Origin of the sequence: Aeromonas sp. XH (assembly GCF_033348475.1) — a bacterium.
Classification (GTDB): Bacteria; Pseudomonadota; Gammaproteobacteria; order Enterobacterales; family Aeromonadaceae; genus Aeromonas; species Aeromonas sanarellii.
The window spans coordinates 4,047,501-4,059,915 of the sequence record NZ_CP137630.1 but is presented as its reverse complement, the minus strand read 5'-3'; the positions used below and the strand labels follow the sequence as shown (position 1 = coordinate 4,059,915).

The following is a 12,415-nucleotide window of genomic DNA, read 5'->3' as shown; positions in this document are numbered from 1 at the left end:
GGTCGGGCGGTGTTGATTTATGTTCTTTTATCTATTGGAGCTCTGTCAATGCAGAACCAAAGAATCCGTATCCGCCTGAAGGCTTTTGATCATCGCCTGATCGATCAATCCACTGCGGAAATCGTTGAAACTGCAAAGCGCACCGGCGCGCAGGTTCGCGGTCCTATCCCGCTGCCGACTCGCAAAGAGCGTTTCACCGTTCTGATCTCCCCGCACGTCAACAAGGACGCGCGTGATCAGTACGAGATCCGCACTCACAAGCGTCTGGTAGACATCGTTGAACCGACTGACAAGACCGTTGACGCTCTGATGCGTCTGGATCTGGCAGCTGGTGTAGACGTCCAGATCAGCCTGGGTTAATTACGGAAAGAGGTTGATAACAATGACAATCGGTCTTGTAGGTCGCAAAGTGGGTATGACTCGCATCTTCACTGAAGATGGCGTTTCTATCCCGGTGACTGTTATCGAAGTTGAAGCTAACCGTGTAACTCAGGTCAAATCTGTAGAAACCGACGGCTACAACGCTATTCAGGTTACCACTGGCTCCAAGAAAGCCAGCCGTGTGACCAAGCCGGAAGCTGGCCACTTCGCCAAAGCTGGTGTAGAAGCCGGTCGCGGTCTGTGGGAATTCCGCCTGAACAACGGTGAAACCTTCACTGTTGGTAGCGAGCTGAAAGTAGATCTTCTCGCTGACGTTAAGCTGGTAGACGTTACCGGCACATCCAAGGGTAAAGGTTTTGCCGGTACTGTTAAGCGCTGGAACTTCCGCACCCAGGATATGACCCACGGTAACTCCCTGTCCCACCGTGTACCTGGCTCCATCGGTCAAAACCAGACCCCGGGCCGTGTATTCAAGGGCAAGAAGATGGCTGGTCACATGGGTGCTGAGCGTGTAACGACTCAGAACCTGGAACTGGTTCGTGTTGACGCTGAACGCAACCTGCTGCTCATCAAAGGCGCAGTACCGGGTGCAACCAACGGCAACGTGATCGTCAAACCTGCCGTCAAAGCGTAACGTCTGAGGAGATAGTAATGGAATTGGTAATGAAAGACGCCAAGAGCGCTCTTGAAGTTTCCGAGACTACCTTCGGGCGCGAATTCAACGAAGCTCTGGTTCACCAGGTTGTCGTTGCATATGCCGCTGGTGCCCGTCAGGGTACTCGTGCGCAGCTGACTCGCTCTGAAGTGTCTGGTGGCGGCAAAAAGCCGTGGCGTCAGAAGGGTACTGGTCGTGCCCGTGCTGGCTCCATCCGTTCGCCCATCTGGCGTTCCGGTGGTGTGACCTTTGCTGCTAAGCCGCAAGATCACAGCCAGAAAGTAAACAAGAAGATGTACCGCGGCGCTATCCGTAGCATCCTGTCCGAGCTGGTACGTCAAGAGCGCCTGATCGTTGTTGAGAAGTTCGGCATCGAAGCGCCGAAGACCAAAGAACTGATCGCCAAGCTGAAAGAAATGGAACTGACTGACGTTCTGATCGTGACTGCTGAAGTCGATGAGAACCTGTTCCTGGCTGCTCGTAACCTGTACAAGGTCGACGTGCGTGACGTTGCCGGTATCGACCCGGTCAGCCTGATCGCTTTCGACAAGGTTCTGATGACTGCTGACGCAGTTAAGCAAATCGAGGAGATGCTGGCATGATCCGTGAAGAGCGTCTGCTGAAAGTTCTGAAGGCTCCGCACATCTCTGAAAAGAGCACCATGGTCGCAGAAAAGCAGAACACTATCGTGTTCAAAGTTGCTGTTGATGCCACCAAGGCGGAAGTCAAAGCTGCAGTTGCGAAACTGTTCGAGGTCGAAGTTGAGACCGTCCGTACCCTGAACATGAAGGGTAAGACCAAGCGCGCAGGTGCACGCGTAGGCCGTCGTTCCGATTGGAAAAAGGCTTATGTGACCCTGAAAGCTGGTCAGGACATCGACTTCATGGGCGCAGCCGAGTAAGAGGAGTTCTGAAAAATGGCAATCGTTAAGTGCAAGCCTACTTCTCCGGGCCGCCGCCACGTCGTCAAGATCGTCAACCAAGAGCTGTACAAGGGTAAACCCTTCGCAGCCCTGCTGGACAAGAAAGACAAGACCGGTGGTCGTAACAACAACGGTCGTATCACCACTCGCCACATCGGCGGTGGTCACAAGCAACACTACCGTCTGATCGACTTCAAGCGCGACAAAGACGGCATTCCGGCCAAAGTTGAGCGTCTGGAATACGATCCTAACCGTACCGCAAACATCGCCCTGGTGCTGTATGCAGACGGTGAGCGTCGTTACATCCTGGCTCCGAAAGGCCTGAAAGCTGGTGATGCAATCGCCTCTGGTGCTGATGCTGCCATCAAGGTGGGTAACACCCTGCCGATGCGCAACATCCCGGTCGGTTCTACCGTTCACGCCGTCGAGATGAAGCCTGGTAAAGGTGCCCAGCTGGCTCGTTCCGCTGGTACTTTCATCCAGATCCTGGCTCGTGAAGGTAACTATGTAACTCTGCGTCTGCGTTCCGGCGAAGTACGTAAAGTTCTGGCCGAGTGCCGCGCTACCATCGGTGAAGTGGGTAACTCCGAGCACATGCTGCGTCAACTGGGTAAAGCCGGTGCAAACCGCTGGCGTGGTATTCGTCCGACCGTTCGCGGTATGGCGATGAACCCGGTTGATCACCCGCACGGTGGTGGTGAGGGTCGTAACAAGGGCATGCAGCCTGTGTCCCCATGGGGTCAGAAGGCTAAGGGCTTCAAGACCCGTAAGAACAAGCGTACCGACAAGTACATCGTACGTCGTCGTAACAAGTAATTGTTAACATAGAGGAATCACCATGCCACGTTCTCTCAAGAAGGGTCCATTTATCGACCTGCACTTGCTGAAGAAGGTAGAGAAAGCGGTGGAAAGCGGGGATAAAAAGCCGGTTAAGACCTGGTCCCGTCGTTCAATGATCATCCCGAACATGATCGGTTTGACCATCGCTGTCCATAATGGTCGTCAGCACGTTCCGGTTTTCGTTACCGAAGAAATGATCGGTCACAAACTGGGTGAATTCGCACCGACTCGTACTTATCGCGGCCATGCTGCTGATAAGAAGGCTAAGAAGCGCTAAGGGATAAATGATGGAAGCTATCGCTAAACACCGTTATGCCCGTACTTCTGCCCAGAAAGCTCGTCTGGTAGCCGATCAAGTACGTGGTCTGTCCGTAGACAAGGCTCTGAACATCCTGACCTTCAGCCCGAAAAAGGCTGCTGTTCTGGTGAAGAAAGTGCTGGAATCTGCCATTGCCAACGCTGAGCACAACGAAGGTGCCGATATCGACACCCTGCGTGTTGCCACCATCATGGTAGACGAAGGTCCCTCCATGAAGCGCATCCGCCCGCGTGCCAAAGGTCGCGCGGATCGTATCCTCAAGCGTACCGCTCACATCACTGTAGTGGTATCCGACGCTAAGGCTGGGAGATAAGCAATGGGTCAGAAAGTACATCCTAATGGCATTCGCCTGGGTATTACCAAGCCTTGGAATTCTACCTGGTTCGCGAACACCAAAGACTTCGCTGACAACCTGTACAGCGATTTCCAAGTACGCCAGTTCCTGACCAAGGAGCTGAAAAACGCTTCCTTGTCCAAGATCACCATCGAGCGTCCGGCCAAGAGCATCCGTGTGACCATTCACACCGCTCGTCCGGGTGTCGTGATCGGCAAGAAAGGCGAAGACGTTGAGAAACTGCGCAAAGCCGTAGCCGCTATTGCTGGCGTGCCTGCTCAGATCAACATTTCCGAAGTCCGCAAGCCGGAGCTGGATGGCAAACTGGTTGCCGACAGCATCACTTCTCAGCTGGAACGTCGCGTTATGTTCCGTCGCGCCATGAAGCGCGCCGTACAGAATGCCATGCGTCTGGGTGCCAAGGGCATCAAGGTAGAAGTATCCGGTCGTCTGGGCGGCGCTGAAATCGCGCGTACCGAATGGTACCGTGAAGGTCGTGTGCCCCTGCACACCCTGCGTGCCGACATCGACTACGCAACTTCTGAAGCCCACACCACTTACGGTGTGATCGGCGTCAAAGTTTGGATCTTCAAGGGCGAAGTTCTGGGCGGTCTGGCTGCAGTCAATGCTGCCGCTGCTCAAGAGCAAGCTCCTGCAAAGCCCAAGCGTGACAACAAGCGCCGCGCTGCTAAGTAAGGAGATTCGGTAAATGTTGCAACCTAAGCGTACTAAATTCCGCAAGACCCACAAGGGTCGTAACCGCGGTCTGGCCAATGCCGGTAACGAAGTATCCTTCGGTACCTTTGGCCTGAAGGCGACATCTCGTGGTCAGCTGACTGCTCGTCAAATCGAAGCAGCCCGTCGTGCCATGACCCGTCACGTTAAGCGTCAAGGCAAGATCTGGATCCGTGTGTTCCCGGACAAGCCCATCACCGAAAAGCCCCTCGAAGTTCGTATGGGTAAAGGTAAGGGTAACGTGGAATACTGGGTTTGCCCGATCCAGCCTGGCAAGGTTCTGTACGAGATGGATGGTGTACCTGAGGCTCTGGCGCGTGAAGCGTTTGCCCTGGCCGCAGCTAAGCTGTCCGTTCAGACCACTTTCGTAATTAAGACGGTGATGTGATGAAAGCCCAAGATCTGCGTCAAAAGAGCGTCGAAGAACTGAACCAGGAGCTGCTGGGTCTGCTGCGTGAGCAATTCAACATGCGCATGCAAGCTTCCACCGGCCAACTGGCTCAGACTCACACTCTGAAACAAGTGCGTCGTGACGTCGCACGTATCAAGACTGTACTGACTGAGAAGGCAGGTGCGTAATGACTGACAAGATCCGTACTCTGCAAGGTCGTGTAATCAGCGACAAGATGGACAAGTCCATCACCGTCGCCATCGAGCGCAAGGTAAAGCACCCGATCTACGGTAAGATCATCAAGCGCACTACCAAGCTGCACGTGCATGACGAGAACAACGAGTGCAAGGCTGGCGACCTCGTGGAAATCCGCGAGTGCCGCCCGCTGTCCAAGACCAAGTCCTGGACCCTGGTTGCTGTCGTAGAAAAGGCCTAATTCGGTACTTTCTAGCCCAAACGGCCCCCCATCGGGGCCGTTTGTTTTTTAGGCTACCTTTTCAAAAACAGCTGTGTTATAGTTTCGCGCCTTTTGAAGGCAGCCAGATCCCATCAGGGATAAGAAGTAAACAAAGCGGAGCACTAAGATGATCCAGATGCAAAGTATGCTGGGTGTTGCCGACAACTCCGGCGCTCGCAGTGTAATGTGTATTAAGGTTCTGGGTGGTTCGCACCGCCGTTACGCCGGCATCGGCGACATCATCAAGGTTTCCATCAAGGAAGCCATTCCTCGCGGTAAAGTGAAGAAAGGTGATGTGTATAACGCGGTGGTCGTACGCACCCGTAAAGGCGTTCGTCGTCCGGACGGCTCTGTCATCCGTTTCGACAACAATGCGGCTGTGTTGCTTAACAACAACCAACAGCCAATCGGTACTCGTATTTTTGGCCCGGTGACCCGTGAACTCCGTAACGAGAAGTTCATGAAGATTGTGTCCCTGGCACCCGAAGTACTGTAAGGAGTCGAACGATGGCAGCTAAAATCCGTCGCGAAGACGAAGTAATTGTTCTTACCGGCAAAGACAAGGGCAAGCGTGGCAAAGTCACTCAAGTTCTGATTGCTAAAGGTAAGGTAATCGTGGAAGGCATCAACCAGGTGAAGAAACACCAGAAGCCGGTACCCGCACTGGGTCAGGCTGGCGGTATCGTCACCAAAGAAGCCCCCATCGATGTATCTAACGTAGCGCTGTTCAACTCTGCCACTGGCAAGGCTGACCGCGTTGGTTTCCGGATTGAAGACGGCAAGAAAGTCCGTTTCTTCAAATCCACCGGCGAACTTGTGAAGTAATTGGAGTTTAACGATGGCGAAACTGCATGATTACTACAAATCCGATGTAGTAAATGAACTGACCAAGCAGTTCGGTTACAAGACTATCATGCAAGTCCCTCGGATCGAGAAAATCACCCTGAACATGGGTGTTGGTGAAGCGATCTCTGACAAGAAGTTGCTGGAAAATGCCGCTGCCGACATGGCTGCCATTTCCGGTCAGAAACCGCTGATCACCAAAGCACGCAAATCTGTTGCGGGCTTCAAGATTCGTGAAGGCTACCCGATAGGTTGTAAAGTAACCCTGCGTGGCGAGCGTATGTGGGAGTTCCTGGAACGGCTGATTTGCATCTCCGTACCGCGTATCCGTGACTTCCGTGGTCTGAACGCCAAGGCGTTCGATGGCCGTGGTAACTACTCCATGGGCGTGCGTGAGCAAATCATCTTCCCGGAAATCGACTATGACAAGGTCGATCGCGTCCGTGGTCTGGATATCACCATCACCACTTCCGCGAATACCGACGAAGAAGGCCGTGCTCTGCTGGCTGCCTTTAACTTCCCATTCCGCAAGTAAGGTTAGGGTTATGGCTAAAACATCCATGAAAGCGCGCGAAGCTAAGCGTGCGAAGCTGGCAGCCAAGTACGCCACCAAGCGTACCGAGCTGAAAGCTATCATCGTTGATATGAACGCTTCTGAAGAAGCGCGTTGGGACGCTGTCTTGCAACTGCAACAGCTGCCCCGTGATTCCAGTCCGTCCCGCCAGCGTAACCGTTGCAATATTACTGGTCGTCCGCACGGTTTCCTGCGCAAGTTTGGCCTGTCCCGCATCAAGGTGCGTGAGCATGCCATGAAGGGCGAAATTCCGGGCCTCAAAAAGGCCTCTTGGTAAGAATCTCGGGAGTTAGACTATGAGCATGCAAGATCCGATCGCGGATATGCTGACCCGCATCCGTAACGGTCAGGCGGCGAGCAAAGTTGCGGTTTCCATGCCTTCTTCCAAGCTGAAAGTGGCTATCGCCAAAGTGCTGAAAGAAGAAGGTTACATCGCTGGCTACAACGTAGCTGGTGACGTGAAGCCGGAACTGGAAATCGAACTGAAGTATTTCCAGGGCAAGCCGGTTGTAGAACTGATCCAACGCGTGAGCCGTCCCGGCCTGCGTATTTACAAGCGCACTACTGATCTGCCGAAAGTCATGGGCGGTCTCGGTGTTGCTATCGTGTCCACGTCTAAAGGTGTGATGACCGACCGTGCTGCCCGCAAGGCAAGCATGGGTGGTGAGATCATCTGCTACGTCGCTTAATAGGAGGTCGGAAATGTCTCGCGTTGCTAAGGCACCCGTCACTATTCCTGCTGGCGTAGAGGTGACTCTGAACGGTCAGGAACTGTCCATCAAAGGTGGTAAAGGTTCCCTGGTTCGTTCCATCCACGCCGGTGTAGAAGTGACCAAAGAAGACAATGTACTGAAGTTCGCCCCGCGCGACGGCATCGCTGGTGCTGACGCTCAGGCCGGTACTGCCCGTGCATTGGTCAACAACATGGTAGTCGGTGTTACCCAAGGCTTCGAGCGCAAGCTGCAGCTGGTTGGTGTAGGTTACAAAGCCTCCATCAAGGGCAATGCTGTTGCGCTGGCACTGGGCTTCTCTCACCCGGTAGAGCATGCGCTGCCGGCTGGTGTCACCGCTGAATGTCCGTCCGCCACCGAAATCGTTCTGCGTGGTGTGGACAAGCAGCTGGTTGGCCAAGTCGCCGCCGATATCCGTGCTTACCGCGCTCCGGAGCCCTACAAGGGCAAGGGTGTACGCTATGCCAACGAGCAAGTGCGTACTAAAGAAGCTAAGAAGAAGTAAGGTAACACTATGGACAAGAAAGCAGCTCGTCTCCGTCGTGCTACTCGTGCTCGGAAAAAGATGCAGGAACTGGGAGCTACCCGTCTGGTTGTTCACCGTACCCCGCGTCATATCTATGCGCAGGTTATTGCAGCCAACGGTTCCGAAGTTCTGGCCTCTGCTTCCACAGTAGAGAAGGCTATCAGTGAAGCTCTGAAATACACCGGTAACGCAGACGCTGCTACCGCTGTAGGTAAAGCAATCGCTGAGCGTGCCATTGCCAAAGGCGTTCAGAACGTATCTTTCGATCGTTCCGGTTTCAAGTATCACGGTCGTGTAGCCGCTCTGGCTGCCGCTGCTCGTGACGCTGGTCTTCAGTTCTAAGCTAGGAGTCGAAGATGGCTAAAGTCGAATCTCAAGCCGGCGAACTGCAAGAAAAGCTCATTGCAGTAAACCGTGTTTCGAAAACTGTTAAAGGTGGTCGTATCATGTCCTTCACCGCGTTGACCGTGGTGGGTGATGGTAACGGCCGTGTAGGTTACGGTTACGGTAAGGCCCGTGAAGTTCCGGCCGCCATTCAAAAGGCGATGGAACAGGCTAAGCGTAACCTGAGCAAGGTTGAACTGAACAACGGCACTCTGCACCACCCGGTGCGTGGTGTTCACTCTGGTTCCACCGTGTTCATGAAGCCGGCCTCCCAAGGTACAGGTATCATCGCAGGCGGCGCTATGCGTGCCGTGCTGGAAGTTGCCGGTATCCACAACGTGCTGGCCAAGACCTACGGTTCCACCAACCCGATCAACGTTGTTCGCGCAACTGTCGACGCTCTGGTTCACGGTCAATCACCGGAACAGATCGCTGCCAAGCGTGGTCTGCGCGTTGAAGAAATTCTGGGGTAATGCGACATGGCTAACACTGTAAAAGTAACTCAAACTCGCAGCTCTATCGGCCGTCTGCCAAAGCACAAGGCGACTCTGCGTGGTCTGGGTCTGCGTCGCATTGGTCACACCGTTGAGCTGGAAGATACTCCCTGCGTACGCGGCATGATCAACCAGGTTTATTACATGGTTAAGGTGGAGGGCTAAGCATGCGTCTGAATACTCTGTCTCCGGCCGCTGGCTCCAAGCGCGTTAAGCACCGTCCGGGCCGTGGTATCGGTTCTGGTCTGGGCAAGACCGGTGGTCGTGGTGTGAAAGGTCAAACCTCTCGTTCCGGTGGCGGCAAAGTCCGCAACGGTTTCGAAGGCGGCCAGATGCCTTTGAAAATCCGTCTGCCGAAGTTCGGTTTCTTCTCTCGCAAATCTTTGGTTTCTGCCGAAGTGCGCCTGAATGAAATCGCCCTGGTAGAAGGTGATGTGGTCGACGTGAGCACTCTGAAGCAAGCCGGTGTGATTACCAAAAACATCGTGTTCGCTAAAGTTGTTCTGTCTGGCAACATTGACCGTGCTGTGACCGTTCGTGGTCTGTCCGTCACCAAGGGTGCACGTGCAGCCATCGAGGCCGCTGGCGGTAAAATCGAGGAATAATCAGTACAATGGCTAAGAAACCAGGATTGGATGTTAAAGCACAAGGTGGTCTGAGTGAACTGAAGAGCCGTCTGCTCTTCGTTCTCGGAGCAATTATCGTGTTCCGCGCAGGCTCTTATGTGCCGATCCCTGGTATTGACGCCGCCGTACTGGCCGAGTTGTTCCAACAACAGAAGGGCACCATCATTGAGATGTTCAACATGTTCAGTGGTGGTGCACTCTCGCGTGCTTCTATTCTTGCGCTGGGGATCATGCCGTACATTTCGGCGTCGATCATTATCCAGCTGCTGACTGTGGTTCATCCCGCTCTTGCTGAACTCAAGAAAGAGGGTGAATCCGGCCGTCGCAAGATTAGCCAATATACCCGTTGGGGCACGCTGGTTTTGGGAACGTTCCAGGCCATTGGTATTGCAACCGGCTTGCCGAATATGATGCAAGGACTCGTGACTCATCCGGGTTTGGGCTTCTATTTCACAGCCGTTGTGAGTCTGGTCACCGGTACCATGTTCTTGATGTGGTTGGGTGAACAGATTACCGAGCGTGGGATTGGTAATGGTATCTCGTTGATTATCTTCACAGGTATCGTTGCCGGTCTGCCTCATGCCATTGGCGCTACGGCCGAACAGGCACGTCAAGGGGAATTGCACATCCTGCTGTTGTTGTTGCTGGGCTTGATTGTTTTCGCAGTGACTTACTTTGTGGTGTTCGTGGAGCGTGGTCAGCGTCGTATCGTCGTGAACTATGCCAAGCGTCAACAAGGCCGCCAGGTATTCGCAGCGCAAAGCACACACCTGCCGTTGAAAGTGAATATGGCCGGTGTGATTCCTGCGATTTTCGCATCCAGCATCATCCTCTTCCCGGGGACCATTACCTCTTGGTTTGGTCAGGGGGAGGGCAAGGTTGCCGATATCCTGCAGCAGGTCTCTATGGTCCTGCAGCCGGGTCAGCCCCTGTATGAGATGCTGTATGCAGCAGCCATTATCTTCTTCTGCTTCTTCTATACCGCGCTGGTGTTCAACCCCCGCGAGACGGCAGATAACCTGAAGAAGAGTGGAGCCTTTATCCCGGGGATCCGCCCGGGCGAGCAGACAGCACGTTACATCGATAAGGTTATGACTCGCCTGACATTGGCAGGTGCGCTCTATATTACCTTTATCTGTCTGGTACCCCAGTTCCTGATGACTGCCTGGAACGTACAGTTCTACTTCGGTGGCACCTCGCTGCTGATTATCGTGGTAGTTATCATGGACTTCATGGCTCAGGTTCAGACCCATATGATGTCTCATCAATATGGCGACGTCCTGAGGAAGGCCAACCTGAAGGGCTACGGCCGCTAAAGGTCGGCGTAGTTACGGAGTTAAGCAATGAAAGTTCGTGCTTCCGTTAAGGCAATCTGCCGTAACTGCAAAATCATCAAGCGTCACGGTGTGGTGCGTGTGATTTGCAGCGAGCCAAAGCATAAACAGCGCCAAGGCTAATTTTTACGGTTAGTACTTGCAACAAATAGTTGTGCTGGCTATCATAGCCAGCCAACTTTTGTTGTGTATTGGTTGACCGCCACGTATCCGCTCACGGGCTTTGTGGTGGTCGTTATCTACTATATGTAGGAGTGAATAGTGGCCCGTATCGCTGGCATTAACATTCCTGACCATAAGCATGCAGTCATTGCGTTGACTGCGATTTATGGCGTCGGTCGTACCCGCTCCAAGGCCATCTGTGCCGCAGCCGGTATCGCTGAGAATGTGAAAATTAAAGACCTGGACGAAGCTCAGATCGAGAGTCTGCGTGAACAAGTAGGTAAATTCACCGTTGAAGGTGACCTGCGTCGTCAGATTTCCATGAACATCAAGCGATTGATGGATCTGGGTTGCTACCGTGGTTTGCGTCACCGTCGTAGCCTGCCTGTTCGTGGTCAACGTACCAAGACCAATGCTCGTACCCGTAAGGGTCCGCGCAAGGCTATCAAGAAGTAACGGGAAGGTAGAAAATGGCTAAAACTCCGACTCGTGCTCGCAAGCGCGTTAAAAAGCAAGTGAGCGACGGTATTGCGCACGTTCATGCATCTTTCAACAACACAATCGTGACCATTACTGACCGTCAGGGCAATGCTCTGTCTTGGGCTACCTCTGGTGGTTCCGGTTTCCGTGGTTCCCGTAAGTCCACTCCGTTTGCTGCCCAGGTAGCTGCTGAGCGCGCTGGTGAGATCGCCAAAGAATATGGCGTGAAGAACCTGGAAGTCATGGTCAAAGGTCCGGGTCCCGGTCGTGAGTCTTCCATCCGCGCTCTGAACGCGGCTGGTTTCCGCATCACTAACATTACTGATGTGACTCCGATCCCGCACAACGGTTGTCGTCCTCCCAAGAAGCGCCGCGTGTAACGCTGGTAGCTACTTGGTCTAGGATTGTTGGAGAAAGAAGATGGCAAGATATATCGGTCCTAAGCTTAAGCTTAGCCGTCGTGAGGGCACCGACCTCTTCCTGAAGTCTGGTGTTCGTGCGATTGATTCTAAGTGCAAGATTGACACCGTTCCTGGTCAGCACGGTGCGCGTAAAGCGCGTCTGTCCGACTACGGCGTACAACTGCGCGAGAAACAAAAAGTACGTCGTATCTACGGCGTGCTGGAAAAACAGTTCCGCAACTACTACCGCGACGCTGCCCGTCAAAAGGGCAACACCGGTGAAAACCTGTTGCAGCTGCTGGAAGGTCGTCTGGACAACGTCGTCTACCGTATGGGCTTTGGCGCCACTCGTGCTGAATCTCGTCAGCTGGTGAGCCACAAAGCCATCATGGTAAACGGCCGCGTTGTGAATGTTCCTTCTTTCCAGGTATCCCCTGAGGACGTGATCTGCGTTCGCGAGAAGGCTAAGAAGCAAGCGCGTATCAAAGCTTCCCTGGAAGTTGCTGGTCAGCGCGAGAAGCCGACTTGGGTAGAGGTTGACGCTGCTAAGATGGAAGGTGCCTTCAAGCGCCTGCCGGAGCGTTCCGACCTGTCTGCCGACATTAACGAACAGCTGATCGTCGAGCTTTACTCCAAGTAAAGCTAGCTTCTAAAGAGAGGACACAATGCTGGGTTCTGTAACAGATTTTCTTAAACCGCGGCTAGTTGACATCGAGCAAGTTAGCCCGACTCACGCGAAAGTGACTCTCGAGCCGCTTGAGCGTGGCTTTGGTCACACGCTGGGCAACGCCTTGCGTCGTATTTTGCTGTCATCTATGCCCGGTTG

Annotated in this window: 27 protein-coding genes (1 of these 27 running past the window's edge); all 27 read left to right on the top strand. The window is 53.7% G+C overall.

Annotation, left to right across the window (positions count from 1 at the left end):
* Positions 1-48 precede the first annotated feature (48 nt).
* Positions 49-360 carry a 30S ribosomal protein S10 gene (gene rpsJ / locus R2B70_RS18830; protein WP_005307944.1) on the top strand — a complete coding sequence of 104 codons (312 nt, stop codon included), beginning with the start codon at positions 49-51 and terminating at the stop codon, positions 358-360.
* Positions 361-382: 22 nt separating this feature from the next.
* Positions 383-1,015, top strand: a complete 633-nt coding sequence (rplC, locus tag R2B70_RS18825; RefSeq protein WP_005307947.1) for a 50S ribosomal protein L3 — start codon at positions 383-385, stop codon at positions 1,013-1,015.
* Between the two features lie 17 nt (positions 1,016-1,032).
* Entirely contained in the window at positions 1,033-1,638 is a 606-nt protein-coding gene (gene rplD, locus R2B70_RS18820; RefSeq protein WP_005340616.1) for a 50S ribosomal protein L4, read from the top strand.
* The gene (gene rplW, locus R2B70_RS18815; protein ID WP_005307955.1) at positions 1,635-1,937 is read left to right on the top strand and encodes a 50S ribosomal protein L23; all 303 of its coding nucleotides are present in this window, start codon (positions 1,635-1,637) and stop codon (positions 1,935-1,937) included. The genes rplD and rplW overlap by 4 nt, the downstream gene beginning before the upstream one ends.
* A 15-nt stretch (positions 1,938-1,952) precedes the next feature.
* Complete coding sequence (gene rplB, locus R2B70_RS18810; protein ID WP_041209710.1) at positions 1,953-2,774, top strand: 50S ribosomal protein L2; 822 nt, start codon at positions 1,953-1,955, stop codon at positions 2,772-2,774.
* Between the two features lie 22 nt (positions 2,775-2,796).
* Positions 2,797-3,075: a 30S ribosomal protein S19 gene (gene rpsS / locus R2B70_RS18805; RefSeq protein WP_005307960.1), complete on the top strand. Its 279-nt coding sequence runs from the start codon at positions 2,797-2,799 to the stop codon at positions 3,073-3,075.
* 10 nt (positions 3,076-3,085) lie between these two features.
* Entirely contained in the window at positions 3,086-3,430 is a 345-nt protein-coding gene (gene rplV / locus R2B70_RS18800; protein ID WP_010672561.1) for a 50S ribosomal protein L22, read from the top strand.
* Between the two features lie 3 nt (positions 3,431-3,433).
* Positions 3,434-4,147, top strand: coding sequence for a 30S ribosomal protein S3 (gene rpsC, locus R2B70_RS18795; RefSeq protein WP_005331168.1), 714 nt, complete (start codon positions 3,434-3,436; stop codon positions 4,145-4,147).
* 13 nt (positions 4,148-4,160) lie between these two features.
* Entirely contained in the window at positions 4,161-4,574 is a 414-nt protein-coding gene (gene rplP / locus R2B70_RS18790; protein ID WP_010672562.1) for a 50S ribosomal protein L16, read from the top strand.
* Positions 4,574-4,765, top strand: coding sequence for a 50S ribosomal protein L29 (gene rpmC, locus R2B70_RS18785; RefSeq protein WP_005307965.1), 192 nt, complete (start codon positions 4,574-4,576; stop codon positions 4,763-4,765). Before rplP ends, rpmC begins: the two co-directional genes overlap by 1 nt.
* Positions 4,765-5,013: a 30S ribosomal protein S17 gene (gene rpsQ, locus R2B70_RS18780; RefSeq protein ID WP_005307966.1), complete on the top strand. Its 249-nt coding sequence runs from the start codon at positions 4,765-4,767 to the stop codon at positions 5,011-5,013. The genes rpmC and rpsQ overlap by 1 nt, the downstream gene beginning before the upstream one ends.
* Before the next feature lie 148 nt (positions 5,014-5,161).
* Positions 5,162-5,530: a 50S ribosomal protein L14 gene (gene rplN, locus R2B70_RS18775; RefSeq protein ID WP_005307975.1), complete on the top strand. Its 369-nt coding sequence runs from the start codon at positions 5,162-5,164 to the stop codon at positions 5,528-5,530.
* A gap of 11 nt (positions 5,531-5,541) precedes the next feature.
* A complete protein-coding gene (gene rplX, locus R2B70_RS18770; protein WP_005307977.1) occupies positions 5,542-5,859 on the top strand; it encodes a 50S ribosomal protein L24 in 318 nt (105 codons plus the stop codon).
* Positions 5,860-5,872: 13 nt separating this feature from the next.
* A complete protein-coding gene (gene rplE, locus R2B70_RS18765; protein ID WP_005307978.1) occupies positions 5,873-6,412 on the top strand; it encodes a 50S ribosomal protein L5 in 540 nt (179 codons plus the stop codon).
* Between the two features lie 10 nt (positions 6,413-6,422).
* Positions 6,423-6,728, top strand: a complete 306-nt coding sequence (gene rpsN / locus R2B70_RS18760; protein ID WP_042078430.1) for a 30S ribosomal protein S14 — start codon at positions 6,423-6,425, stop codon at positions 6,726-6,728.
* Positions 6,729-6,747: 19 nt separating this feature from the next.
* Positions 6,748-7,140 carry a 30S ribosomal protein S8 gene (gene rpsH / locus R2B70_RS18755; protein WP_010672564.1) on the top strand — a complete coding sequence of 131 codons (393 nt, stop codon included), beginning with the start codon at positions 6,748-6,750 and terminating at the stop codon, positions 7,138-7,140.
* Between the two features lie 13 nt (positions 7,141-7,153).
* Positions 7,154-7,687 carry a 50S ribosomal protein L6 gene (gene rplF / locus R2B70_RS18750; RefSeq protein ID WP_010672565.1) on the top strand — a complete coding sequence of 178 codons (534 nt, stop codon included), beginning with the start codon at positions 7,154-7,156 and terminating at the stop codon, positions 7,685-7,687.
* Positions 7,688-7,696: 9 nt separating this feature from the next.
* A complete protein-coding gene (gene rplR, locus R2B70_RS18745) occupies positions 7,697-8,050 on the top strand; it encodes a 50S ribosomal protein L18 (RefSeq protein ID WP_010672566.1) in 354 nt (117 codons plus the stop codon).
* Positions 8,051-8,064: 14 nt separating this feature from the next.
* Entirely contained in the window at positions 8,065-8,565 is a 501-nt protein-coding gene (gene rpsE / locus R2B70_RS18740) for a 30S ribosomal protein S5 (RefSeq protein WP_042078432.1), read from the top strand.
* A 6-nt stretch (positions 8,566-8,571) separates the two neighbouring features.
* Positions 8,572-8,751, top strand: a complete 180-nt coding sequence (rpmD, locus tag R2B70_RS18735; RefSeq protein ID WP_005307985.1) for a 50S ribosomal protein L30 — start codon at positions 8,572-8,574, stop codon at positions 8,749-8,751.
* Positions 8,752-8,753: 2 nt separating this feature from the next.
* Positions 8,754-9,191, top strand: coding sequence for a 50S ribosomal protein L15 (gene rplO, locus R2B70_RS18730; protein WP_005307987.1), 438 nt, complete (start codon positions 8,754-8,756; stop codon positions 9,189-9,191).
* A gap of 8 nt (positions 9,192-9,199) precedes the next feature.
* Positions 9,200-10,528 carry a preprotein translocase subunit SecY gene (gene secY / locus R2B70_RS18725; RefSeq protein WP_005307989.1) on the top strand — a complete coding sequence of 443 codons (1,329 nt, stop codon included), beginning with the start codon at positions 9,200-9,202 and terminating at the stop codon, positions 10,526-10,528.
* Positions 10,529-10,555: 27 nt separating this feature from the next.
* A complete protein-coding gene (rpmJ, locus tag R2B70_RS18720; RefSeq protein WP_005319705.1) occupies positions 10,556-10,669 on the top strand; it encodes a 50S ribosomal protein L36 in 114 nt (37 codons plus the stop codon).
* A gap of 138 nt (positions 10,670-10,807) precedes the next feature.
* The gene (gene rpsM, locus R2B70_RS18715; RefSeq protein WP_005307991.1) at positions 10,808-11,164 is read left to right on the top strand and encodes a 30S ribosomal protein S13; all 357 of its coding nucleotides are present in this window, start codon (positions 10,808-10,810) and stop codon (positions 11,162-11,164) included.
* 14 nt (positions 11,165-11,178) lie between these two features.
* Complete coding sequence (rpsK, locus tag R2B70_RS18710; RefSeq protein WP_005319702.1) at positions 11,179-11,568, top strand: 30S ribosomal protein S11; 390 nt, start codon at positions 11,179-11,181, stop codon at positions 11,566-11,568.
* 40 nt (positions 11,569-11,608) lie between these two features.
* Positions 11,609-12,229 (top strand): 30S ribosomal protein S4, encoded by a 621-nt coding sequence (gene rpsD / locus R2B70_RS18705; protein WP_010672568.1) that lies wholly within the window; start codon positions 11,609-11,611, stop codon positions 12,227-12,229.
* A gap of 25 nt (positions 12,230-12,254) precedes the next feature.
* Positions 12,255-12,415, top strand: the 5' portion of a protein-coding gene (locus R2B70_RS18700) for a DNA-directed RNA polymerase subunit alpha (RefSeq protein ID WP_005307997.1). Its footprint extends 829 nt past the window's final position; only the first 161 of its 990 coding nucleotides appear in the window; it begins with the start codon at positions 12,255-12,257; its stop codon lies off the right edge, out of view.